This is a genomic window from Wolbachia endosymbiont (group A) of Anthophora plumipes, from assembly GCF_964028115.1.
Classification (GTDB): Bacteria; Pseudomonadota; Alphaproteobacteria; order Rickettsiales; family Anaplasmataceae; genus Wolbachia.
Genome location: NZ_OZ034756.1, coordinates 80210 through 103238, shown reverse-complemented (window position 1 = coordinate 103238; position 23029 = coordinate 80210). Strand labels below are relative to the sequence as shown.

Below are 23029 nucleotides of genomic sequence, written 5' to 3'. Positions count from 1 at the left end.
TAATAGATATGATGTACAAAACTAATAATATAAAAGTTTTCTGATGTATGGTCCCAGAATGTGATCGTGAGGGTTAATTATAAATAATTCGGGAAATTTCGTCTCTGTAGACATATTAAGAACTACGTAACGAATGTTTATATTTGTGAGTAATAGTAAGGTTCAAGGTAAGGAAAATGCTAGTGAGGTAAAGTAGAATAACGTTGATTTGATAATTTAAGCTCATCTTCCCTCTTGCTACATCTCTCTTTATATCTCCTCTTTTGCAGCAGGTCTATACTTACTGCTTAAATTTAGGTGCACACTAATTTTTCGATTTGTATATTATTCTAATGCTTGTATAATACCTTCATTGAATATTTGATTTTGAGGTAATTAGATGCCAAAAAGTAAAACTAAACGTGGAACGGAAGATTTGAAGGGTAATGCAGGCCCAAGCAAAAGATCTCGTCTCAGTTCTGATCCTAAAAAAAATAAAGAGATTATCTCTAGCAAAGTAATAAGTAAGCTGAAGGATGTTGTTAAAGGTGATAGAACTTCAGCTATTGAGGAATGGGTCAAGGCTCACCCTGTAACAGTAGAGGGTCTAACCGTTGAGCAATCGGACCTCTTATGTAATGCGTTTCGTGATGAATCTTGTTGGTCAGGTGCGACACTAGATGTTGCTAAATTGGTAGGAGAATTAGCTAAATCAGGTGTGTTGAATCCATTTGCTATATATAAAATAGCATGTATTGAGTGTGTAGAGAGTGAAATTAAGCAATTATTTGACAAGGCGTTAGAGTCTTTTAGATCTGACTTATCTCATAAAGGCGCATGTGAGGAAGATAGGAATTTAGCTTGCAGTGATGAGCTTGCAAGAGTTGAATTGTTAAGTTCCATGGGAAGACGTGATCCTGTTTTCAATTTCTGGATTGATCAAGAATCAGGTAACCTTAGAGAAAATATAGAAGCAGAAGATGGATTTAATAAGGCTGTAGATTTCAAGTGGAGTAAGGGAGTGGAACACTTCTATAATCGTCTGTGTTCTGAAGAAAAATTAGTGAAAGAAGGGCGAGAAAAATTGCTAGTTTCTGCTATTGCAAAATTATCTCCATTGCAATCTAGCTATAAACTTGCTGCTACCTTAAATTCCATTCTAGGTAAAGTCATAAGCGCAAAAGTAGATCATAAGTCACTACTCGGGCTACCGAATAAGAAAGATAGGGGTGTGATCTATCGTCCTCTTAGTTGCTTAGTAGAGCACGGTTTTCTTTACACAACTAAGTATGTTATCCAGTACTTGAGCGAGGGATGTTCAAGATCTGAAGTAGAGAAAATGCTTTCACCTAGAGGATATGCACATCTTCTATCATCGCTTTCATTTGTTGTAGTTTCTAAAGATTATGACTTGGATAACAGGAATGAAGCAAGGTCAGCTATTAGCAGTCTTTGGGAATCTAGTGTATTTAACCAAAATAAAATAAATGTTGTCGATCCTTTTAAAGATAGGATTGCTTTTGTTGCAATGGAAAATGCAATTTCAAATTTGATTGTAGATCAGGAGAGCAGCAAGGATACTCAAAGTGCTGGCGATGGTGAAAAAGTTGATTTGGTCTTGAGTATTTTAAAGTTTGCTAAAGATTGTTGTTCAGACAAAAGCTTTGAATCATTAAAAAAGAGGATAGCAAATAGTTTAGACAAAACAAGGGATTCTAAGATGATAGGTGCAACTAGCTCCTCTAATTTAATAGAAGAGTTGTGCAAATCGGAGAAAAGCTTGAGTTTATCCTCTGCTAGTTCTGAAGGTCCTCAATCTACGTTAGTGGGTACTAGTGTTAGTATTTCGCCTGCTGCAGTTGTTAACAAATAGGAGTATTTATGCATAGTAATAGTGAAGATCGTGAATTAGTTAGGGCTTTATTAAGTGGAGGTTGTGATGAGTTTAGTAGACAATTTGTAGGTTTTTTAAACAACTGTGCATCTTTTTTGCATTCGGCTAATAAGCCTGGCTTTTTTCCTACATTCTTCTTTGGTATGTTTTCTACCGCACATGATGCAGGTATATTAGTTGAAGATGAAAGAGTCTATTTTCGTTTTGACAACTGTGGAAATCTAAAAGTTGCTGTTCTCACTAATGAAGAAAATAGAAGAATAGTCAGGTGTTATACTGTTGCTGATAATGAGAACAGCCCTGGATCAAGGTTTAGCGAAGAAGAGAAGCAGTGGGTAGCAGAGAATCTTCCACAAGAATTACAGGAAGGTGAGGATCTGGACTGGGAAGAGTATAAAATATTTCGGTTTGGAGAAGAATGTAGGTTTATTCATGAAATAGATAGATTTCCTCAACGTGATGAACCTGGAGCTCCAATTTTTCATGAAATTAACCCAATCAGAGAACAAGGTGAATTGTTAGACCTGATGAATGAGTTGGCAAATGATGATGCAGGAGAAGTGCGTACTAATGTTAAAAGAATTTTGGAATATGTTATTGATATCCATGATGAACATGAAGATAGCTTAGTGTTTCGTGCAGAGTCTGATTACCACGGTTTTCTGTGTGGTTTTTTAGTAAATTTTAGATACCGAGCTGTGGCTGATTTCTACCCAGAGCTACTTATAGGAAAAGGTTATGCAGATGTTGTTTTGCTTGTTCGTGGTGTTGATCAGGCAAATGATTCGGTTCCAATTATAATTGAGTTGAAGGTTGGTGATGAGGAAGGGTTAGAGCAAGCTAAAGATTATGCTAAAAGTTGTTCTGTTTCGTCTTTGCCTATTCATACCTCATCACCAAGTGCTGTTTGTGTAGCGTTAAATTTTCAATTACGTGGAGGTGCTGGTCTCCGAACTTCTGTGCAGGCCTTTTCAGAAGGTGGTCTTTCCTTAATACCAGGTTTACTACATCCTCATGGAAATGGAGTTAGGGGAAATGTAAAACGTTTTTTACAACCCATAGCATCAGAGTTCACTCAATCTCCTCATTGTAATACTTTTTCCTGTACGTCATCGTTTGTTTTTGGAAATGTTTTATCTACAAGGAGGGACTTAGAAACAGATGATGGGCGGGAGGTAAGGGTTACCAAGTATCTATTTAACCACTCTCAGGGAGAGAAAATGAAACGTACAGGTGGTAGGGGAGATGCAGCAGATATTGTAAGACATGCGTTAACTTTAGCTCTATTTTTATCAAATATTGGTTTTGTTGTGCTTCACATTTTTCGTCGTTTAAAGTGGCAGACTTTACCAGATAAGGCATTGAACCTGTCGTTACTACCTCAAGCCACAGATGATGCTAAGGTGCGTCAAGTACTTTGTAAAGTAGATGTCCAGGGTCATCTGGAAGTGGCTTATGCAAAGAAATTCGAATCACTACGTGCTTACTCACGTTCTCATAGTGAAGGTTATTTCGAGGGAAGGTTTTCAGAACAAATGGGTAATGTTAGGAACTTACATCAATTTGCAGATCAGTTGATGAGTGCTGAGCCTAATTTTGGTAATGATGGTAATGTTAATGGTGAGTACAGGGCTAGGTATGAAGTTTTATTTAATGAGATTTCTCGTCTGTTGTCTCCGTTATTAAATGGAAACCGTCTACTCGTGAACAATGAAGCTAAATTTCAGGCTTTGTTGCGTGGGATATTTCAAAGTTGCGGTAATCCTGCCAAGGTAATTATTGAGTTCCAGCTACAGAGAGGAAGGAAAATAGACCTAGTATTATCAAAATCTGCGGAAAATGATGATACTCATCCAATTGGAATAGAGTTGAAGTATGCTAACACCGCAGAGCAAGTTGAACGAAAAAGGGTGGAGGCAAATCGACAGTTAAGTGAATACGAATTTTGTGGAGGATGCAAGCGTATTACTGGGGGAGATGCGATGGTTTTGTTATACGCTATATTGAATGCTATAGGACAAGAGCAGGATCTGATATTGATTGGTGGGCTTCGTAGAGCATCTGGGTTTTCTAGATGACTTGTAACTAATAAAAGTACCAAAGATAAGGTTGTTTATGGGTAAAATTATGCATTAAGCTAGAGTGCGTTTGAGTAAGGTTGGAGAAAAAGTAAGGTCTTTTAGCAAGAAAATTTGATTTATGTTTTCTTAAGTTAAAGTTAACCTGATGAAGTTTGTACAATTTATTGTTGGAGTTTTTTGTTCTATTTTTACTGTAAGTTCAATCTGCTCTATCTTTGGTCTTTTTTTCTTAGTTTTGCAGCAAGTCTAATATTTTTACTACTTAATGGAATAACTTGCAGAAAGTGGAGATATAATGCTAAGGCAGAGGAGCTCAGACAGTTGCCTTAAAACAATAAAGAAATAGTAAAGGCAAAAAGATACCCTTGCGTAGTTCGAAAGCTTTTCTAGTAACCGTTCACGATATAAGAAAGTAGTTTACAAAAATGGTATAGTGGTATAGAGAAGATAAGCTAGATAGAGAGGGTTTAATTATAGAAGTGCTGCAAGAGAAGATTGTGGTGTTAGAGTCAGAAAATGCCGATCTGAAAGCGGAGATAGAAAATCTTAGAAAGGAAGTAATAGAGTTACAAGACAAGCTGGGTTTAAATTCAAAAAATTTATCTCTACCACCATCACAAGATGTAAAAAAACAAAAAAGAAGAGTAACAGGAATCCAGGAGGGCAACCAGGACATGAAGCGCACAAGCGAGAGTTAATGGAAGCAGATGAGATTGTGAAGTGCTCGATTGATTCGATTTGTGTGTGCGGAGGCCAAGTTATTTTAGAAGAAGACACTATACACCAAAAGGTAGAGCTGCCAGAAATTAAGCCAATAGTAACTGAGTATATGCTGCAAAAAGGTTACTGTAAGGCATGTAAGAAAAGGATCTCAGCTAGTCTACCTGAAGGTGTTGATTGGAATCTTTTGAGACCCAATGCCGAAGCGATAATCAGCAGCTTTACTGGCTTTTTTATCAACTCAAAAAGAGAAGTACAACAGATTTTAAGCAGTATATTTAATCTGAACATAAGCCTAGGTTTGATATCAAAACTGAGGGTAAAGTATCAGAAAAATGTATATCAGAATACGAAAAAATAAGAGAAGAGCTGAACGAGAGTAAGTATTTGCACATAGATGAAACGAGCCAATAGAAATCAGGGAAAGAAAGGTTGGGTAGTAACGAATAAAACAGCAACACTTATGAAGTTAGTTGGATCTCGCGGAAAGAAAGTGTTGAAAGGGTTATTACCAGAGTACTAAGATAAGCGATAGGTATGCTGCATATAATTACTTTAGTCGTGACAGATCTGCTGGGCCCACTTAGCAAGGGACTTTGAAAGGTTTTTCTTCAGTAAAAATGTTGAAGTGAGTCAAATCGGCGCAGCATTAAAATCGCTGATCAATAGAGTGTTTGTGATAGATAGAGCACGTAAACAAAACCTGATAGATAATTTAAGATTTTGTTGGTTAATGAGAAAGATTAGAAAAAGGGTGAAATATTTTTTGCAAAAGATAACAAGGGTTGCAAAAGGAACTCAAGCCTCGAGAATGGCTGCCAATATTCTGCGTTCTGAAGATATGATGTGGAAATTTGTGCGAAGTCCTGATCTGATTGAGACAACAAACAATCTTGCAGAACGTCAAGGTAGAAGGTATGTCATTTATCGTAAAAATAGCTTTTTCACTTGGTCAAAACGTGGAGAAAAGTTCGTTGAAAGAATGCTCTCGATATTTTTGACTTCACGTTTGAATAATCAGAACCCTGTCCAGAAATTACAGAATTTAGTCGCTATTCCTTCTTAATTGGGAATACTCCGTGAACGGTTACCCTATACCAGTCCAAACTGCATAAGATGTACCAAGGGGAATAGACTTCATTGCTAACGATAGCCAGTAAAGACTCACAGAACCGCTAACTAAAATAATTACTACAGGTATAACACGAGTAAAGCCATTGCTATATTTCAGTGCTGTGGTCCATATTATCTCAACCAAACCAGCTAATAGCAAATACGCCTAGGCCATACACTAACTCCATCTTACTGATATATTATACATAAGAATGTTAAAAGTTCACTTATACCAATTCCCACTATACAAAGAACGGATAGACAATAATGGAAAAAAAGCCATACTAAAGTAAGTGAAGTAGCGAGGTTTAAATGGCATTAAGATCAAAATTATTGGATGAAAAAGTAGTAGAATCAGCAAAAGAAATGCTGAAGAAAGTAAGGAACAATGCATATGTTTCAAAAAAACTAAATGCTGTAATTGCGGCAAAAAAGCATAGTATAACGGCTGTAGCAAAAATATATTGCATTTCAAGAAGCGCACTAACTTCGTGGATAAAACTCTTGAAATTTGGCAGAGAAGAAAAACTGTTTGCTCCTCCATCACGCCGTAGAAAAACTAAATTAAATCAGGCTCAACTACAGCAAATTGAAGCATGTATAGAAGAAAATCCTAATATTACCATTAAAGAAATGAGAATAAGAATCCAGGAAAAGTTCGGATTAAATATCAGCAAATCTACAGTACACTGCCATATGCAAAAGATGAAATTTTCATATATTACACCAAGACCAGTACACAACGTACAAGATAAAAGTAAACAAGAGGAATTCAAAAAAAAATCTCAATGAAGTTATTGGCAAGTATCCAGAAAAAGAGCTATTTTTCTTTGATGAATCAAGGTTTGGCACACATTCGAAAGTTGGGCATGGATGGTTTAAAAAAGGCACTAGGACTCGGGTTAAAATAAAATTAGGTAGGCATAATTTTTATCTCTACAGTGCAGTTAATCCTAAAAATGGAGAGAGTTTTAGCTTATTTGCACCAAATGTTAACACTGATTGCATGAATGTATTTCTTGAGCAAATGTCGCAATATCTAGGGACAAGAGAAGCTGTTCTTGTTATGGACTGTGCTAGTTGGCATAAGTCAAAAAATTTAAAGGTAGCTAAAAATATTGAGATTATATACCTACCTCCATATTCACCTGAACTTAATCCTGTTGAGAGGCTTTGGTTATACATAAAACAGAACATTTTGCGCAATAAAATATACGATACAATTGCTCTGCTTGAGGGTGCTTTGTGCAAATTTATTACTTCTCTTGCCAGCTCCACAATTAAACAACTCTGCAATGTCTCCTATTTGACTGACCAACAATGAGAATTGGTATTAGCATTTTACACGCTTTAATAATACTGTTGTACTTTATTTTTAATTGTTTCTGTAAGGTTGCATAAGAAATTCTGACAAAATTTTTAAGGCCAAATGCAATTCCTGGAGCTGAATGATCTTCCAATAAAAGACCTGCTGCAAAACAAAAATGATAAAAACAGCAACTTTCCTTTTGCAGCGGGTCTATGTCTTTATTTCAGCTAAAGGGAGAACATAGGAGGCATTTTTTACCGCTTTTGCATCCAAACTAATTATGCTAAGATATTTACTATCTACACTGATATTTTCACATAATTGAGTGTCAGCTTCTGCAACATTGATTTATATCAAATTTGACTTCCTCAACATCTTTTGGCATGACCCTTTGTAGCAGCTCCTTCTAGCACATACTGTTGCTTTTGTAAATTAAGACCGTAGAATTTTTCCACCTGTTTCACTCCTCAACATCGGCATTTCTCTCAAATCAGCTAATTTCAAGCCTCTTGGCTGTCTCCCATTTATTACATCTTCTTTAATTTTTGGTGCTAAATAATTTCACCTTTTCTTTCCCTACTAAGAACTTCACAAACTCAAGATTTTCATGGTTATAACTGACAGCATGGTGCACAGCCATCTTCTCGACGTACATAATTAACATTAGCCCCTTTATCAAGTTGAGCTTCTACTCCACTGCAGTCTTTTCTCTTGACAGCATCAAGAAGTAATTCATTTCTTAGTAAATTTTCAACTTCTTCATGTCCTCCATCATTTGCAAGTTCCAATGGTGATCTATTATTGGAATTTTTAATATCAATTCTTGCTCCTTTTTCTATGAGAAATTCTACAGATGGTAAATGTCCTTCCTTGGCAGCATAGTAGACTGATCTGTAGTTTTAGAATTATTAATAAATGATTCTTGTTGTTGCTTTTCTATTAGAAGCTTTACAATTCCTAGATATCCTTTATTGGTAGCATAATGCAAAGGAGTCCAATTGTTTTTACCTTTTGTACCAACTTCTACTCCCTGATTAAGAGAAAACTTTACAATATCAATATTTCAAAAATCAGCTGCAATATGAATAGGCTTGTTTTCGTCATTAGTTTTAGTGTTAAAACTTACACCTTTATTATTTACTAAAAATTTTGTTACTTCTAAGCTATCAAACTTAGCTGGATGATGCACAGCCATCTTGACCAAAAAATCATTCCCCTATCTCGTTCTTATCATTATGCCTTATACCCTGTATTACACCTTCAGATATAGTCATTTCTAACCTCCAACATCCTTGCTAATAAACCCTCACTAAAACTGCCGAAAAGACTTTATAAGTTAATATTCTAAATCTCAATATTTTATGGTGCAGGTTTTTATTTTTAAAACATTATACTTTGTGTAGGGTATAACTACACGCATCAAAGTGAAAGAAAATCAAAAGCAAAATGATGAAGAAAATGAAAGTTTAAGTTTTCTTCAACGACTCAAGGAGAGAATTTATGCTTTAAAGCCTGTATTAGCAAGAGCCTTAATCACTAAATGAACAATGTCACGCAGAGTTTCATCCTCAATTTTTCTATATTCCCTCACTAGCCTTGATATTTCTTCGCTGCCTACATCGCTATGGAAGGCCTTATCATGTAAGTCTTCAGAGGCTTTGGTAAAAAAATACGACATATCAACCGATAGTACTTCTGCTAATTTATATAACCTATCAACTACAAGCCTAATCTCTCCGCTTTCATATCCTTGTACATGCTGAAATGAAATTTCAAGCTTTTTTCCTAAGTCTCTTTGACTAAAACCACACATTAGCCTTCTTTTCCTTATTCTTTCCCCTATTTGTTTATCGATAGGATGTTGTATAGTCATTTTACGTATCAGATAATATTAACTATGTATTATCACTTTGAGAAAAAGATTTTACCAATATATAAACTGCACTACGTAACCTTTTGCTCTTAATTTCGTTATATCCTTTGACTAACTTTAGTATTTCTTCATCATAAGCTTCATGTGAGTCAGTATGCATATCAGTAAAAAAGTTAGCAACATCTATCGATAGTGCTTTTGCTAAATCATATAATCTACTGGCCAAAACACAATTTGAACCATTTTCGTACTTTTGTATCTGTCTATACGAAACACCTATTCTCTTTCCCAATTCGGTCTGTGTCAAAGCACGATCTAACCTAAGTTGTTTTATTTTTTTACCTAATTGCACTTTTCACCTCTTATTCAAATTTACAACAAATTTTATGAAGTGGAAAAAAAGCTAGCAAAGTAATTGCTTTAATAATTTCTGCCTCTCGCTAATTAAATCGTTTGGCCTTACGTATTTTTTCTCAATTTCCCTCATCTCTTTTTCTCGTTCTGCAATGCTATTTCGTATTACTTCAGCCGAATATCTGCTTTTGCCACATGCAAACTCTGATCTTAATCTTCTAACCTTATATTCGAGCTCAGCAAATCTTTCATGCTGCTCAAGAAGCTCTATCATGTGTTTGATTTCAGAATTTAGCTTTTTTTCCTCAACATCTCTCACAATAAAAGAAAGCAGAAGCTTATCTATTTGGTAATCAATATTTGGTTGAGTAGCAAATAGATTGATCATAGCTTTTACATCAGTAGGATTTGCAACTAATAAGCTAAAATTACTACATAAAAAACTATAGAACTTTATCGTCTTCACAAGATAATTTTTCATATCTTGTGATAATTGCAATTCTTTGTGAATTCCTGACAGCAATATTTTCAATTCTTCCAAGTATTCTACATCAAAATTACCTACTTCTGTAGGTAAAAGGATCATTAGCAGCTTTTTTACAAGCTCAACATCATTTGATTTTACTGCATTATAAAGAGCTTTATCCTTATCTTCTTTTAAATCATAAAGCTCTGACGAGTTATCTATGCTGAATAGATATTCAGTATTTCCCTGAGGAGAGTAGATTAAAATGTCCACTTCTCTTAGCGGGTGGTCATCATTAAACTTTTCTAGTAACTGCTTATCGGTGGTTTCTTCTATTGCTACAGCAGCTTTACTGATCTTTTTCAGTTCAGAAACATTATCTCTTGAATTTTCAAGTATGTCTTTAGCCTTGTCTAGCAGCTGCTCATATAGAATTATTTTTTCTTCATTATCAAGTAGCTGACAATGCTTCTTCAACTTTTCAGTGGAGTAAGACAAGAGATCCATTTCTTTCAGTTTTACAATCACAATACCCAACTTTGATTGAAATTGAAATAATTTTTACAAGATGTGTTTTTCTAGTGTAAATGCCCGTAAAACTTGTTATTATAACATATAGTAAATCAATAAGTCGTATAATATTAACAATTAAATAATATTTATCACGATATGATTGAATAGTAATGAAATTAAGTGAGGGTTACAATGAAAAAAATAAATGGTAAAAAATTGTCTAGTAAAATGTTAAAAGCGGTAGAGCGAATAGCAAAAGAAGGGTTATTACCTAATTTTATAAAAGCTGCTCCAACAGCGAATAAAAAGATTAGTAAATTACCTGTCTTAACATATCCTGAGGAGCTCAATCCATTTCGATCAGCTTTATGCAGGACAAGACTAAGTGAATATGAAAATATGAAACTAAATGAATTCCTGGAAAAAGCTATTGCAGCTAAAAATATAAACGAGTTAAGTAAAGTTATCGATGAAGCTTTGGACTTAGGAATAAGAATAAATGCTGCCAATGAAGATGGCTTTGGCTTCGCTAACGTTACAATAAATGGAGCAGATTTTAATGTACAAGTTGATAAGAAAATAACTGAAATTCATCAAAAGGTGCAAAAAGAAATTGAGCCACAAATATATAGTAGGCTCACAAAACTCAGGGAAGTTGGAGAGAACGCTACTATAGAAGGAACTGTTGAAAATGTAGAAATCGATAATAAGACCTTCTATATGGAATTTTCACATAGCTGCATAGTTGATGTTGCTAAAGTTGTAGAAGGTGCAAAAAATTTGGGCTTAAGTAAAGGAGACTTAAACCTTGGTGGCAATGTTATAAAAATAGGTGATGGTGAAGTTGAAGTCAAAACTGGGAAAGGCGGTGAAAGAGACTACGTGGATATATCGGATAACAGTGCTTTTGCAGTCACATTTTATACTAGCCTAGGAGAGCTAAATTTAATGGTATACCATGACACAGCAGACTATAATCAAGTACAAATTGAGGTAGAAGATGAAGAAATGTGGAACGAGTTGCAAGAAATAGGAAAAATCGTAGGAAAGGGTTGTTTATTTGGTGGAATGTCTGTTAAAGAAGCAGTAGAAAAAGGCTGTTTTACTAGATGTGGAAGGTGGGGCGACCAAAATTCTAAAAGTAGTGAGACCTTTTCTTGGGTGAATAAATTAAAAGACAACAAAACGACATCCGTAGGACGTTCTTGATTGGAGACAAGTGGCTATGTTTCACATAGCCACTTGTCTATCAGAAATAAATAGTAAACAATTTAACTATTACAAAGTAAAGTAGTTTTTAAAACTTAATCAAATTTACCATAAATAATTTACTTTAATTAGTATTGCTTGTAGAAGTGTTTTATATTATAAAAAATACCTGAACTTTAAAATTTGTACTATTTGTTAGCAAGAGCCTTTATCACTGAATGCACAATATCACGCAATGTTTCATCTTTAATTTTTCTATATTCTCTTACTAATCTTGATATTTCTTCGCTACCTACATCACTATGGAAGGCCTTATCACGTAAGTCTTCAGAGGTTTTAGTAAAAAAATATGACATATCAACTGACAAAGCTTCTGCCAAATTATATAATCTATCAACTACAAGCCTTACCTCTCCAGTTTCATATCCTTGTATATGCTGAAATGAAATTTCAAGCTTTTTTCCTAAGTCTCTTTGGCTAAAACCACACATTAGCCTTCTTTTCCTTATTCTTTCACCTATTTGCTTATCGATAGGATGTTGTATGGTCATTTTACGTATCAGATAATATACTTTGAGAAAAAGATTTTACCAATATATAAACTACACTACGTAACCTTTTGCTCTTAATTTCATTGTATCCTTTAACTAATTTTAATATCTCCTCATCATAAGCTTCATGTGAGTCGTCATGCACATCAGTAAAAAAATCAGCAACATCAATCGATAGGGCTTTTGCTAAGTCATATAGTCTACTAGCTAAAATGCAATTTGAACCATTTTCGTACCTTTGTATCTGTCTATATGAAACACCTATTCTTTTTCCTAATTCAGTTTGTGTCAAACCACAGTATAACCTAAGCTCTTTTATTTTTTTGCCTAATTCCACCTTTCATTACTAATTTTAGCTGTTCAAGCTTATATTGAATTTTTTAATTTATAAAGTGAAAAAAAGAAGGAAAGTTGGAGAACTTTCCTTCCGGTCTACAGATTACAATAAACCACTGTCATAAAAACTAAAGTGGCTTTTCTGTGTTACGATTATATGATCTATTAATTTCATTCCTACATTTTCACAGGTTGCAGCTAATGTAAGTGTGTTATCCTCATCCTCCCTTGAAGGTTCTATATCTCCACTTGGATGATTGTGTGAAATTGCAACAGATGCTGCATCAATCAGTAATCCCTGTTTTATTATTTCCCTGATAAGTATATTACTCGTAAGCTTTCCTTTCGTGACTGCCCTATTGCTGCTTTAAAGTATTTTAGTAGCTCTTCTCTATTATCAAGAATTGACAATTTTTTTAACTTACCTTTCAGTATCCTATCAAAAATCTCTTTCAGACAAAAGATACTTGCTATTGCTCCATCGTTCATTCCTGTAACATTTTTTAGCTCATAAAAATCAGCATTAATTACCCTTCCTAAACTACTAAAGAGCTCCATTAGCCTTTTAGCGACTTCTCTTCCTTCTGCACACGCAGATAGATTACGTTCCAGTAGCTCATGGTCAAGTAAAGACCTACCTCTACTTGATAGAATACGAGTTTCTAATTTCTCTTTTCTCTCACTATTATTCATAAAAACCCCCAAGATCAACATTATATACAAATTCAGCGCCAGCTTTCTGACGCAGTAGTTCTCGAGGAATAACCCTTTTGAACTCTAAATTTGCAATGTTGTCCTTGTTGCTTGGGCACTGGGATGACATCCTTCCTAGTGAAGATTGCTCTCAAATCGCAATGTTCGTACAGTTGTGTGTCTGGGCACTGGATGCGTTTGAAGCAACTTATAAGATTTTTGACTATATATCATCAAGTATAGCGTGATTAACTTCGACTTTATACTTTGATTCCAGATAGCTAATTAATTGCTCTTTTAGCGATATCATCACACGTTTTCCGGTGTCAAGCGTGTTTAATTTACCATTTGATGAATGCATTTCTTTTAGAACACCTATTATAATTTCATTATTGTATTGAATAGGGTCTGTCACTGAACCAGTTGTTTTCATATTGAAAATCTCTTCTACAAAAGAAAAGGGGTAGTTTTGTTGATCCACTTCATTGCGTTGCATCTGCTGACCTTTAACTAATTCCACACCTTGAATTTCTTCCAAATCTGTTTTTTCTCTTAGTTGAACTGCAACCTCTTGCCCAATTTTAAACATTCTTTCTTTTATAAACTCACTACACCAAAGCTCTACCGCTAATGCCCTGCCTTCTTCAAAACTTTGCAATTTGGGTGGAACGATATCAATGATTTTTACACTAACAACAGCGTCCCCAACGCCCTTGAAATAACCTTTCTGATCCTTTTCTCGCGAAAAAATGAAAGAAATCAAATCACTAGAATCTCCTACGTTATTACCGCTTTGATCTTTTCCACTCGCATCTACTGGACCAATAGTTTGTATAGGTAAATTATATTCACTCAATATTTCTTCAATTTCTGAACCATTGTATATCTTATAGTTCACTTGGTTTATGAAATCATTGACTCTTTCAAAAGACTTTTGGTTAGTTAGAATTGACTTTATGTCTTTTTTTAAATCAACTAAGTCTTCATCAGAGATTTGATGCGCACTTTCCACTTTTATTATATGCCAACCAAAACTGCTTGCTAAAACTTCACTTACTTCACCTACTTTGAGAGCAAATACCTTTTCCCTCACGTCTTCTGGTAAAAAATCCTTAGTTATATTATTTACTCTAGTTTCCTCAAGTTTTGCTTTGCCAAACTCTCCTACTATCTGTTCAAAGCTTGTTTTACCCTCCTCAAATGCTCTTCTTGCTGTCTCAGCTTCTTCTTTGGTAGAAAATATTACATTGAATACATCTCTTTGATCTTTTAGTTCCTGTTGTTCTATTATACCATCAACTTCTTCATCTGAGATCTTGATTTGATCTTCAAAATACTTTTGGCCTAGGGAAATATATTGCGCAGTTCGATACTCAGGATAATAAAAATGGGATTTATTTCTTTCGTACAAATCAAGTAAGGCTTGATCATCTGGTTCAGGAATGTTTGTAACTGCATCTTCAGTTATTTTAACAATATCAACCACTCTAGTTTGGTAGCGACTTTTGTATATCTGCTCATCAACTCTCTCGCCAAAAGTTACCGGATAATTATCTTTAAATAACGAAGTCATGAACATCATTGCAGGCAGAACTTTCTCTAGCTTTGCTATATACTCTTTCTCTGTCATATGCAGGTCATTTAGCGTTTCATGGAATTTATTTTTGTCAAATTCGCCTTTATCATTTTGAAAGTATTTGGTATTTTTAATATGGTTTTTTATAGACTCTTCTCCAGCTGTCAACCCCAGCTCACTAATTAGGTTAAACAATAGTTTTTGCTCTATAAGTGCGTTAAGCAAATCATATTTCAGCTTTTTTACTTGTTCTCTACTCGCATCAGATCCAGAAATTTGCTTTTCATAATTTTGATATAGTGATTTATACTCATCTGACGTTATAACTTCTTTTCCAACCCTAGCTACCTCTTCTTTTTCATCATCACCTGATAAAAGGTTGCCAATTCCCATGAAGACTAATAAGCAAGCTAAAAGGACAACGGTTACTTTAGTGAAAAAATTTTTAACATTCATTTTAAACTCAGTTAATTAATGGTTAATTATAGAATAGTGATAATTTAATTCTTGTAAACCTGTTGCTTTATTAGCCAATATATATAATATTACAATATATTAACTTAAAATTTAACTCTTTTCTTAAATAGAAACATATGTTTGACTAAGTTATACTATACCTTAAGAAGGGAAAATATTTTTTTGAATCGTTTGAAATATGCTTAAACGTAAGCGCATTTAATTAACTTAAGAGGTGGGAAGTGACAAACAAAAAGTCATTGAATGACAAAATTAATGCTTTTTTAGTTTTAATAGCTTATATTTTAGCTCTGTATAACAGTAAGGGATACTTTAAATGGGAGATGCTTTTTTGATGTCAATGGAATCTTCTAAGGGCAATAACGATAGAAATAAACAGTTTCTAATGCAAATAGCTGCTTGGTTAGTAGACAACACTGGTTTAACTTTTAATCAAATAGCACAATGCTGTAGGTTGGCCCTTGAAGAAGTACAAGACATAGCTGATGAGGAAATAGAAGTTGAAAAATATAACCCTATTATTTCTGGGGTAATTACTGAAAAAGAAATCGATGATTGCAAAAAAAATTCAAACCGTGTACCAAATTTGATTATAAAAAATATAAAAAAAAGGAGTAAAGCGATTGGTAGCATTCTTGGCTTTGCCTCTACGGCAAGGCGTAGAGATAAACCTGATGCGATTTATTATTTAGTAAAAAAATTTCCTATCTTGGATAATAACGTTATAGCTAAATTAATTAGTACAACAAATTACACAGTTGAGCAAGTAAGAGATGGATCTCATCATAACATGCAAAATATAAAACCCCAAGATCCTGTACTACTTGGCTTATGTAGTCAAGAAAATTTAGAAGCAGAAGTGGAAAAAGCAAAAGTAGAAGAAGAGAAGCAAGAAAGGTTAAAAAATATAAAGAATAGCTATTGAAAATCCTCAAATTTTTGTGCTTTGTTAACATTAAATTAACTTGACTTGCTAGTGTTTATTAGTATAATGTAAGTAAAGTACGGGGTTTAATAATAATTAAGCTTAATACGCACTAAAACTAGCTCAGCCTAATTTATTATCTTATAGTCACATTTTAGGTTAGTAAGCATCAATTAAAATTTTTGGAGGATTATGACAACAATCAATGAAGATGTTTTGGCAAAAGGAAAGGTTACAGCTCAACCTGAAAAAAGTGAGCAAATTCACAATAACGATACAGTAAAACAGATGGTCAATGAAGGTACTGAGAAAAACAGAAAAACATTAGATCTGAGCGAATTAAAAGAGAAAACAGCAGAAGAATTGTTAGAGTTAGCTGAAGAAAGAAAAATTTCAACTAACGGTAAAAGCAATGGTAGAATGCTAAAGCAGGAAATGATATTCAGCTTAATGAAGAAAATGAGCGAAGAAGGAGGCATAACCACAGGGAGTGGAATAGTGGAAATATTGCCTGATGGTTTCGGTTTCTTACGTTCAGCAAGTGCAAATTATGCTCCAAGTACCGATGATGTTTATATTTCTAACGGGCAAATAAAGAAGTTTAATTTACGTACAGGAGATATGGCATGTGGAGAAATAAGGCCACCTGGTGATAAAGAAAGATATTTTACTTTAACTAAGGTTCAAAGTATAAACTCTACTGAAGTCAGTGAATTAAGAAAGTACGTCCATTTTGATAATTTGCTTCCTCTTTATCCTGAGGAAAGCATAGTACTTGAGTGTAATAGTGGTGATGATAAAAAAGGCTTAAGCATGCGTGCTATAGATATAGTAGCTCCTCTTGGGAAAGGGCAAAGAGCGTTAGTAGTTGCTCCACCTCGCACAGGAAAAACTGTATTGCTTCAGCAAATGGCTAACTCTATAGCTATAAATCACCCTGAAATAGAATTAATAGTGTTACTTATAGATGAAAGACCTGAAGAAGTAACAGATATGATACGTTCTGTAAAAGGTGAGGTAGTGAGTTCTACGTTTGATGAGCCTGCTTACCGTCACGTACAGCTTGCTGAAATAGTAATAGAAAAAGCTAAAAGAATGGTTGAGCATAAAAAAGATGTGGTAATCCTACTTGACAATATTACTAGACTTGCACGTGCTTATAACGCTGTTATTCCTTCGTCTGGGAAAGTTCTAACTGGTGGTGTGGATTCAAATGCACTGCAGAGACCCAAGCGTTTTTTTGGAGCGGCTCGTAATATTGAAAATGGTGGTTCTTTGACAATCATCGCTACAGCTCTTATAGACACTGGTTCAAAAATGGATGAGGTTATTTTTGAAGAGTTTAAAGGTACAGGAAACGCTGAGATTATACTTGATAGAAAACTTTCTGATAAACGTATATTTCCAGCTATTGACATTACAAAATCCGGAACAAGGAAGGAAGAGCTATTAGTTGATAAGGCTATACTAAATAAAATATGGGTGTTGCGTAGAATACTCAATCCTATGGGATCTGTTGAAGCAATGGAATTTTTACGTGACAAACTACTTTTAACAAAGAGCAATGCTGACTTTTTTAACTCCATGAATCACTAAAAGTAAGCCAGTTATGATGGATATGCTGAGCAAAAAGTAAAACGCTTTTATAGTTAAAATAATTGTATCCGTTCAGGCAATGGCGAACTTAGGGAGCGTTAAATAAACTATACGCGTCAAGTTAAGAAGCAAAGGTAAGAAAATTCAATGAACTTAAGGTGGATACTCTAGTCTTTCTATATCTGTCTTTCACAGAAAATTGTGACCAGTTTGTGGTAAGTTTTTTCAGGAAAATTCTCAAATTATTAATTTTGCTGCTTAACGCTAAAAACAAGTAACCGTTCACGGATTGTGAGAATGAATAAAGAACTAAGCAGTCGTAACTTTTGGAAGGGATTTTGGCCATTGAGACGTGATGTCAAAAATATCGACAACATTCTTCCACGAACCTTTCCCCACGTTCCAACCAGGTGAAAAAGCTGTTTTTACGATAGCCGTCTAATTTGCCGTTCTGCAAGGTTGTTGATTGACTTCAGGCTTTCGTAAAAACTTCCACACCATATCCTCGGCCTTAACATCTTAATGGCCATTCTCAAACCATTTACAAGCCTCGTCATTTCATGAAAAAACCCTTCTTTCGCATTAGTTGTGTAGCATCTTTTAATATTAACAAGGCCTATAATAGTGCAGCACTGCCTTACGTATTGCCAATCCAAATTCTACTTGCTGTAAAATAACACAATCTGCTACATCGCTGCTAATCTCAATCCCTCTATTTATTGGCCCTGGGTGCATAACAATCGCATCTGGTTTTGCGTATGATAGCTTTTGTGAATCAAGTCCATACAAATGAAAATATTCTTTCTCTGAAGAACTATTATTCATGCGCTCTTTCTGCAGCCTCAAAAGCATAATTACGTCAGCATCCTTTATACCTTCAATTAATGAATAATGGACTGAATCTACTTCAGGAAAATGCTTACAAATCAAAGTTGGTGGTGCGACCAAGCATATTTTTGCTCCAAACATTTTTAGCAATCTTATATTTGATCTTGCAACTCTACTGTGCAGAATATCTCCACATATCACAACTTTGAGGTCCTTTATTTGCTTTTTATGATTGATGATTACAAGATAATCTGCAAGAGCTTGAGTTGGGTGTTCACTGCTTCCATCGCCTGCGTTGATTAGCGAGCAGCTAACATTCTTAGCCAGCATATTAACAGTACCGCTATTTTTTTGCCTGATTATCATGTAATCAGGATTCATTGCATTTAATGTTTTGATCATGTCTTTTAGATCTTCTCCCTTGTTAATAGAAGAAGATCTTATTGGCAAAGTTACAACATTTGCTCCAAGGCTTTTTGCTGCTATTTCAAAAGACGCAAGTGTACGCGTTGAATCTTCAAAAAATAAATTTATTACTGTCTTATTTTCCAAGATATGACTATTTGCAGCTTCTTTTTTAAGGTACTGGTTGGCCAACTTAGTTATATTTTCTACATCATCGACTGTAAGGTCTGAGATGTTTAACAAATTCCTTCTCTTGTTCATAATTTCCTTTTCAACTACTTGAACCTATTCTACTTTCTTATTATTGTTTTTCAATAGACCTCTTGTGCAGCAATTGTTTTGGTGAAAGAACAGAAAAAGATAGTAAAGTCAAAATTAAGTTAGAAGGAAGAAAAAGTTCAGCGAGTCAAGAGTAAGGTACATTAGCATAAATCTTTCATCCCAGTGTTCAGTGGCACTGGGGATTACTTCCACTTACACTCATCCGCTATCATAACAGCCTCAAGAAGATGCTTCTCAAGTTCACTTAGAGGTAAATCACTTTGTGGATAATTTCCCCAAGACTTTAGTATATCGGAAGTTTCAACGCCTTCAATAACAGGGTATTCTTGGTTTTTTTTAGCGTATAGCTCTTGAGCCTGCTTGCTTACTAAAAATTCCAATAAGACTATAGCATTTTCCCTGTTTTTTGCGTTTTTTGTTACTGCTGCACCACTGATGTTTACCATTACGCCGTGATCATTGCGATTAGGAAAAAAAGCCCCTAGCTTGTCTATAACATTCTTTTTATTTTCTGATGAAAGAATTCTTGCAAAGTAATAACTATTTACTATTGCAACATCTCCTTCACCAGCAGCTACAGCATAAATTTGGTCAGTATCACCACCACTTGGTTTTCTTGCCATATTACTCACAATTCCACTTACCCATTCTTTCGTCTTTTCAAAACCATTATTTGCAATCATAAAAGCAATCAATGACCGGTTATATGGACTTGTAGAAGAACGCACTAATATTTTTCCTTTCCATTTTTCATTTGCTAAATCTTCATAAGTACTTAAGTTTTTAGGATTTACTGACTCTTTATTATAAACTAATATTCTGGTTCTTTTTGTAAGGCCAAACCAATAATCTTCACTATCTCTAAATTTTGCAGGTATAACACTTTTTAAAATCTCTGAATCCACTTGAGATAAAAGCCCTCTTTTTTTTGCCAAAATCAGGTTCACTGCATCTGCAGTTAAAAGCAAGTCAGCTTCACCGCCATTTTCCATGCGTGAAAGTAGCTGAGAATAATCATCAATGATGTAACGTACTTTAATGCCTGTATTTTTTGTAAATTCATCAAATAAAGTACGTACTAATTCTTCTTTGCGCGATGAATAGACATTCACTACTTGTGAATTGTCAATTCCGCTGTTTTTATACAAAAAAGTAATGACTATTAATACAACTGCTATTAAGGATGTGAATATAAAGGCTTTTTTCATATTGGATAAAAAATAACTTCTTTCAGTTAAAGATACTCAAATAGCGCAATCTTAGCAAGTGTAAAATTCGTTAGATGTAGCTAATATAATTTGGATTTACCGAAGTCAATGTATGAAATAATCGAAATTGTCATTCCAGCGCGTGACGCTAAGCCATAAAACCTACTTGACAAACTCCGCCAGCCCCCTTATCATGAAACTGAAGGTATTCAGTTATCTTCATCTGTGCAGATTAAACAGCAAGAAAACAACGTAGTTGGTGTCTTATTTTTAATTTTTTGCACTATGTGCACCTTATGTCTTCACAATATTTCTAGGTTTTTACCTACACAAGCTGAAACGCGCTTATAAGTCGTTTAAGACAGTATAGTACGCCAATTTGCAGGATTAGAGAGTGACAACTAGCTAACACGGGGTTTCTTTTGCCTTTTTTTCTGCTTAGTAAATTTCTTAAACATTTGAACTAAGGTGAGCTGCACTTAAAAGCAGCTAAATTGCAGTGTTTAAGACTTAAAAAAACGCCAATACAGAAAATAGACAATGACCAGGGCCTCTTTTGCCTTTTTTTTCGTTTGGTAAATTTCTTAATGTTTATAGCTAAAAGAGCCCAAGAGAGGTGTCATCCCGCTGCTTGTTAGCGGGATCTATGTTAAGAGATACCGCGAATGAATCGCGGTATGACGTAGGAATGAATCGCGGTATGACGTAGGACTGCTGTCATCCCAGTGCCCAGACACTGGAATCCAGAAAACTTAACTTTAAATAAGTGGCTGCATGATAAAGACTAGATCCCAGTGTCACGCACTGGGATGACATTATTAGGAGCACTGGGATGACAGCTACCCTGACAACCGTCATCCCGCTACTTGTTAGCGGGATCTCTTGTTAGCGGCTGAGATACCACGAATGAATCGCGGTATGACGGTCTGCGGCGGAATGACGATAATCTCGTCATCCCGCTACTTGTTAGCGGGATCTATGCTAAGGAGATACCGCGGCGGTATGACGGTTCGTGGCGGTATATTCGTCATCCCGCTACGTGTTAGCGGCTAAGAGATACCGCGGCGGTATGACGTATTACTTATTATAGCTATAGTTCTACATGAATTACAAAAGTAATATTTACTAGATCTTAATATTTTAGATCTATATTTTAATAAATAATGAGCTGTAATTAGTATGAATGATCCATTTAAAAGTGAGAACTATAAAAAAAATCTCGACTCCTTGATAGAAGCTATAAAGCTGAAAAATATTGGTGAACAATATAATAAAACAGTGAGAGATTTATCCCAGACATTAGAGAGTTTTACAGATAAGGCAGAAGATGTAGCTAAGTTTGTTATATGTAGTGACTTGAATAATTATATAGAACCGGTGAACAAAAAGCCATCAGGTTTTTTTGGAATATTCAAGGAAACATTTAATAAAATCTTGGGAAAAGATGCTTCAATTCAGGATAACGATATAAGAAATTTTGCTAATGATAAATTGCCCAGTCTTGCTGAAAAAATAACATTCGAATACCTAAATGTTTTAAAGAAAATTTCAGATTTAGAGCAAAGTAAAAAAAATCAGGAGGAACATAGATTGTATGGAGTGAACTTAGAGGATAGAACAGCGTCAAAGCAAGAAGAAAATCCTTTATATGAGCTACAAGCAGGAGATTCAGGCTATGGAAGTTCATTAAATGAAGAGCATGAATATGAAGACATATCACATTATCAAGAGAAAAAGCAAAAGGAAAATCCTTTATATGAGCAGAGAGAAGATTTAGGCTATGGAAGTTCATTAAATGAAGAGCATGAATATGAAGACATATCACATTATCAAGAGAAGAAGAGTAAAATTTTAATAGAAAATTCGCAGAGTTCAAAATCGCCCAAAGAAGAGCCAATTTATGCAACAGTTTCTAAAGAACATATAGAAGCAAAAAGAGAACGTAAGCAGAAACAACAACCTCAATCCCTCGTACTAACAAAACCACTAAAAGCATCGCAAGTGCCAAAAAAAATGTTTACTACTGTTCAAGAAGTTAGACAAGAATCGAAAGTGGTAGTCAAAGATAAACCTGCAGTACCGCCAAAGCCTAAAAATCTAAGCCGTGCTGATCAAAAAGTAAGCACAGAGCCAAAAGTAGTAGAAGTAATTCTTAAAAAATCAGCTGAAAGTAAACCTACAGTACCACTAAAATCTGAAAATCAAGACAATAGGAAATCAGCACAAAAAGCTGCTGGTAAGGCGATACCAAAAGTAGCAGCAGCTACTATGAAAGGAGGAGCTAATCGCGAGATGGGCAGTAAAGTAAAGGCATTAAAAGAAAAATTTGAGCAAAATCAAGCAAAACTACCCCAGCAGCACAAGCGGATATCGGTGTGAAGAAAAAACAATCTCATTCATTTCTAACAGAGAATAAAAGATCTGCAACGAAACACATAACAGCAAAATCTGATCCAAAATCTCATGTCAGCAAAAATCCTCCTTCCACACAAGTAAGTGTTAAGGAAATGGTTGCACAAATTGAGAAAGGAAAAGGAGGAAGATAGTAACATTTGGGAAAAAAACATATGGTCAAGTCAAGAGATTGTGAGCAAACTTAGGAAGTTATAGCTAAACTGACTGTATCTGTTCAGAGGAGTGG

The 23029-nt window shown here is 34.8% G+C and carries 24 protein-coding genes and 4 pseudogenes; 9 read left to right on the top strand and 19 right to left on the bottom strand.

What is annotated here, in order from left to right; all coding sequences use genetic code 11:
- The first annotated feature begins 379 nt into the window (after positions 1 to 379).
- From ABWU75_RS00540 to tnpC, 3 genes and pseudogenes are all read left to right on the top strand, one after another.
- Complete coding sequence (locus ABWU75_RS00540) at positions 380 to 1852, top strand: hypothetical protein (RefSeq protein ID WP_353286849.1); 1473 nt, start codon at positions 380 to 382, stop codon at positions 1850 to 1852.
- Between the two features lie 8 nt (positions 1853 to 1860).
- A complete protein-coding gene (locus ABWU75_RS00535) occupies positions 1861 to 3951 on the top strand; it encodes a hypothetical protein (protein ID WP_353286848.1) in 2091 nt (696 codons plus the stop codon).
- Positions 3952 to 4424: 473 nt separating this feature from the next.
- Positions 4425 to 5740, top strand: a pseudogene (gene tnpC, locus ABWU75_RS00530) (IS66 family transposase).
- A gap of 21 nt (positions 5741 to 5761) precedes the next feature.
- Here the strand turns inward: tnpC and ABWU75_RS00525 are convergent.
- Positions 5762 to 5932: a DMT family transporter gene (locus tag ABWU75_RS00525; RefSeq protein WP_353287051.1), complete on the bottom strand. Its 171-nt coding sequence runs from the start codon at positions 5930 to 5932 to the stop codon at positions 5762 to 5764.
- A 167-nt stretch (positions 5933 to 6099) separates the two neighbouring features.
- Between ABWU75_RS00525 and ABWU75_RS00520 the strand changes: the two genes are divergently transcribed.
- Positions 6100 to 7111, top strand: a protein-coding gene (locus ABWU75_RS00520) for an IS630 family transposase (RefSeq protein ID WP_353286847.1) whose coding sequence is annotated in 2 segments (ribosomal slippage) — positions 6100 to 6561 and positions 6563 to 7111 — 1011 coding nt in all. Because the reading frame shifts where the segments join, the coding sequence is not laid out codon by codon here.
- Here the strand turns inward: ABWU75_RS00520 and ABWU75_RS00515 are convergent.
- From ABWU75_RS00515 to ABWU75_RS00480, 8 genes and pseudogenes are all read right to left on the bottom strand, one after another.
- Positions 7068 to 7259 (bottom strand): annotated as a pseudogene (locus tag ABWU75_RS00515) (hypothetical protein); the annotation flags it as partial. The gene ABWU75_RS00520 and the pseudogene ABWU75_RS00515 sit on opposite strands and share 44 nt — an antisense overlap.
- A gap of 205 nt (positions 7260 to 7464) precedes the next feature.
- Positions 7465 to 7657: pseudogene (locus tag ABWU75_RS00510) on the bottom strand (hypothetical protein); the annotation flags it as partial.
- Between the two features lie 50 nt (positions 7658 to 7707).
- Positions 7708 to 7884, bottom strand: coding sequence for a hypothetical protein (locus ABWU75_RS00505; protein WP_353286846.1), 177 nt, complete (start codon positions 7882 to 7884; stop codon positions 7708 to 7710).
- Between the two features lie 59 nt (positions 7885 to 7943).
- Positions 7944 to 8150, bottom strand: a complete 207-nt coding sequence (locus ABWU75_RS00500; protein WP_353273299.1) for an ankyrin repeat domain-containing protein — start codon at positions 8148 to 8150, stop codon at positions 7944 to 7946.
- A gap of 9 nt (positions 8151 to 8159) precedes the next feature.
- Positions 8160 to 8300 carry a hypothetical protein gene (locus ABWU75_RS00495; RefSeq protein WP_353287078.1) on the bottom strand — a complete coding sequence of 47 codons (141 nt, stop codon included), beginning with the start codon at positions 8298 to 8300 and terminating at the stop codon, positions 8160 to 8162.
- 294 nt (positions 8301 to 8594) lie between these two features.
- A complete protein-coding gene (locus tag ABWU75_RS00490; protein ID WP_007549999.1) occupies positions 8595 to 8969 on the bottom strand; it encodes a helix-turn-helix domain-containing protein in 375 nt (124 codons plus the stop codon).
- Between the two features lie 22 nt (positions 8970 to 8991).
- On the bottom strand, positions 8992 to 9321 hold the full coding sequence (locus tag ABWU75_RS00485) for a helix-turn-helix domain-containing protein (RefSeq protein WP_007549995.1): 330 nt from the start codon (positions 9319 to 9321) through the stop codon (positions 8992 to 8994).
- A gap of 51 nt (positions 9322 to 9372) precedes the next feature.
- The gene (locus ABWU75_RS00480; protein ID WP_245611053.1) at positions 9373 to 10317 is read right to left on the bottom strand and encodes a hypothetical protein; all 945 of its coding nucleotides are present in this window, start codon (positions 10315 to 10317) and stop codon (positions 9373 to 9375) included.
- A 177-nt stretch (positions 10318 to 10494) separates the two neighbouring features.
- Here ABWU75_RS00480 and ABWU75_RS00475 point away from each other — a divergent pair, with 177 nt between their 5' ends.
- A complete protein-coding gene (locus tag ABWU75_RS00475; RefSeq protein ID WP_353286845.1) occupies positions 10495 to 11511 on the top strand; it encodes a hypothetical protein in 1017 nt (338 codons plus the stop codon).
- A 188-nt stretch (positions 11512 to 11699) separates the two neighbouring features.
- Here ABWU75_RS00475 and ABWU75_RS00470 read toward each other — a convergent pair whose 3' ends face one another.
- From ABWU75_RS00470 to ABWU75_RS00445, 6 genes are all read right to left on the bottom strand, one after another.
- Positions 11700 to 12062, bottom strand: a complete 363-nt coding sequence (locus ABWU75_RS00470; protein ID WP_065094947.1) for a helix-turn-helix domain-containing protein — start codon at positions 12060 to 12062, stop codon at positions 11700 to 11702.
- A 1-nt stretch (position 12063) separates the two neighbouring features.
- Positions 12064 to 12399: a helix-turn-helix domain-containing protein gene (locus ABWU75_RS00465; protein ID WP_065094946.1), complete on the bottom strand. Its 336-nt coding sequence runs from the start codon at positions 12397 to 12399 to the stop codon at positions 12064 to 12066.
- Positions 12400 to 12501: 102 nt separating this feature from the next.
- Positions 12502 to 12705, bottom strand: a complete 204-nt coding sequence (locus ABWU75_RS00460; protein WP_353287050.1) for a JAB domain-containing protein — start codon at positions 12703 to 12705, stop codon at positions 12502 to 12504.
- Positions 12705 to 13091, bottom strand: a complete 387-nt coding sequence (locus ABWU75_RS00455) for a DNA repair protein RadC (RefSeq protein ID WP_353286844.1) — start codon at positions 13089 to 13091, stop codon at positions 12705 to 12707. The genes ABWU75_RS00460 and ABWU75_RS00455 overlap by 1 nt, the downstream gene beginning before the upstream one ends.
- Positions 13084 to 13221 carry a hypothetical protein gene (locus tag ABWU75_RS00450; protein WP_264688331.1) on the bottom strand — a complete coding sequence of 46 codons (138 nt, stop codon included), beginning with the start codon at positions 13219 to 13221 and terminating at the stop codon, positions 13084 to 13086. Before ABWU75_RS00450 ends, ABWU75_RS00455 begins: the two co-directional genes overlap by 8 nt.
- Before the next feature lie 93 nt (positions 13222 to 13314).
- Positions 13315 to 15123, bottom strand: a complete 1809-nt coding sequence (locus tag ABWU75_RS00445; protein ID WP_353286843.1) for a peptidylprolyl isomerase — start codon at positions 15121 to 15123, stop codon at positions 13315 to 13317.
- 337 nt (positions 15124 to 15460) lie between these two features.
- Between ABWU75_RS00445 and ABWU75_RS00440 the strand changes: the two genes are divergently transcribed.
- Positions 15461 to 16069 carry a cell cycle transcriptional regulator TrcR gene (locus ABWU75_RS00440; protein WP_064124724.1) on the top strand — a complete coding sequence of 203 codons (609 nt, stop codon included), beginning with the start codon at positions 15461 to 15463 and terminating at the stop codon, positions 16067 to 16069.
- A gap of 192 nt (positions 16070 to 16261) precedes the next feature.
- Positions 16262 to 17665: a transcription termination factor Rho gene (gene rho / locus ABWU75_RS00435; protein ID WP_264328936.1), complete on the top strand. Its 1404-nt coding sequence runs from the start codon at positions 16262 to 16264 to the stop codon at positions 17663 to 17665.
- Between the two features lie 121 nt (positions 17666 to 17786).
- Here rho and ABWU75_RS00430 read toward each other — a convergent pair.
- The 4 genes and pseudogenes from ABWU75_RS00430 to ABWU75_RS00415 all read right to left on the bottom strand — a co-directional run.
- Positions 17787 to 17939 (bottom strand): annotated as a pseudogene (locus ABWU75_RS00430) (IS4 family transposase); the annotation flags it as partial.
- A 332-nt stretch (positions 17940 to 18271) separates the two neighbouring features.
- Positions 18272 to 19159 (bottom strand): aspartate carbamoyltransferase catalytic subunit, encoded by an 888-nt coding sequence (locus tag ABWU75_RS00425; RefSeq protein ID WP_264732460.1) that lies wholly within the window; start codon positions 19157 to 19159, stop codon positions 18272 to 18274.
- Between the two features lie 203 nt (positions 19160 to 19362).
- Entirely contained in the window at positions 19363 to 20388 is a 1026-nt protein-coding gene (locus ABWU75_RS00420) for an extracellular solute-binding protein (RefSeq protein ID WP_353286842.1), read from the bottom strand.
- A 717-nt stretch (positions 20389 to 21105) separates the two neighbouring features.
- Positions 21106 to 21246, bottom strand: coding sequence for a hypothetical protein (locus ABWU75_RS00415; RefSeq protein WP_353286841.1), 141 nt, complete (start codon positions 21244 to 21246; stop codon positions 21106 to 21108).
- A gap of 321 nt (positions 21247 to 21567) precedes the next feature.
- Between ABWU75_RS00415 and ABWU75_RS00410 the strand changes: the two genes are divergently transcribed.
- Positions 21568 to 22767 (top strand): hypothetical protein, encoded by a 1200-nt coding sequence (locus tag ABWU75_RS00410; protein ID WP_353286840.1) that lies wholly within the window; start codon positions 21568 to 21570, stop codon positions 22765 to 22767.
- Positions 22764 to 22934 carry a hypothetical protein gene (locus ABWU75_RS00405; RefSeq protein WP_353286839.1) on the top strand — a complete coding sequence of 57 codons (171 nt, stop codon included), beginning with the start codon at positions 22764 to 22766 and terminating at the stop codon, positions 22932 to 22934. The genes ABWU75_RS00410 and ABWU75_RS00405 overlap by 4 nt, the downstream gene beginning before the upstream one ends.
- Positions 22935 to 23029 lie beyond the last annotated feature (95 nt).

Bases quoted from the DNA above. Each gene is read 5' to 3' on its own strand.
- ABWU75_RS00540 (WP_353286849.1), top strand. From the start codon at position 380: ATGCCAAAAAGTAAAACTAAACGTGGAACGGAAGATTTGAAGGGTAAT.
- ABWU75_RS00535 (WP_353286848.1), top strand. From the start codon at position 1,861: ATGCATAGTAATAGTGAAGATCGTGAATTAGTTAGGGCTTTATTAAGT.
- ABWU75_RS00490 (WP_007549999.1), bottom strand. From the start codon at position 8,969: ATGACTATACAACATCCTATCGATAAACAAATAGGGGAAAGAATAAGG.
- ABWU75_RS00475 (WP_353286845.1), top strand. From the start codon at position 10,495: ATGAAAAAAATAAATGGTAAAAAATTGTCTAGTAAAATGTTAAAAGCG.
- ABWU75_RS00470 (WP_065094947.1), bottom strand. From the start codon at position 12,062: ATGACCATACAACATCCTATCGATAAGCAAATAGGTGAAAGAATAAGG.
- ABWU75_RS00455 (WP_353286844.1), bottom strand. From the start codon at position 13,091: ATGAATAATAGTGAGAGAAAAGAGAAATTAGAAACTCGTATTCTATCA.
- ABWU75_RS00450 (WP_264688331.1), bottom strand. From the start codon at position 13,221: ATGTCATCCCAGTGCCCAAGCAACAAGGACAACATTGCAAATTTAGAG.
- ABWU75_RS00445 (WP_353286843.1), bottom strand. From the start codon at position 15,123: ATGAATGTTAAAAATTTTTTCACTAAAGTAACCGTTGTCCTTTTAGCT.
- ABWU75_RS00440 (WP_064124724.1), top strand. From the start codon at position 15,461: ATGGGAGATGCTTTTTTGATGTCAATGGAATCTTCTAAGGGCAATAAC.
- rho (WP_264328936.1), top strand. From the start codon at position 16,262: ATGACAACAATCAATGAAGATGTTTTGGCAAAAGGAAAGGTTACAGCT.
- ABWU75_RS00425 (WP_264732460.1), bottom strand. From the start codon at position 19,159: ATGAACAAGAGAAGGAATTTGTTAAACATCTCAGACCTTACAGTCGAT.
- ABWU75_RS00420 (WP_353286842.1), bottom strand. From the start codon at position 20,388: ATGAAAAAAGCCTTTATATTCACATCCTTAATAGCAGTTGTATTAATA.
- ABWU75_RS00415 (WP_353286841.1), bottom strand. From the start codon at position 21,246: ATGACGGTTGTCAGGGTAGCTGTCATCCCAGTGCTCCTAATAATGTCA.
- ABWU75_RS00410 (WP_353286840.1), top strand. From the start codon at position 21,568: ATGAATGATCCATTTAAAAGTGAGAACTATAAAAAAAATCTCGACTCC.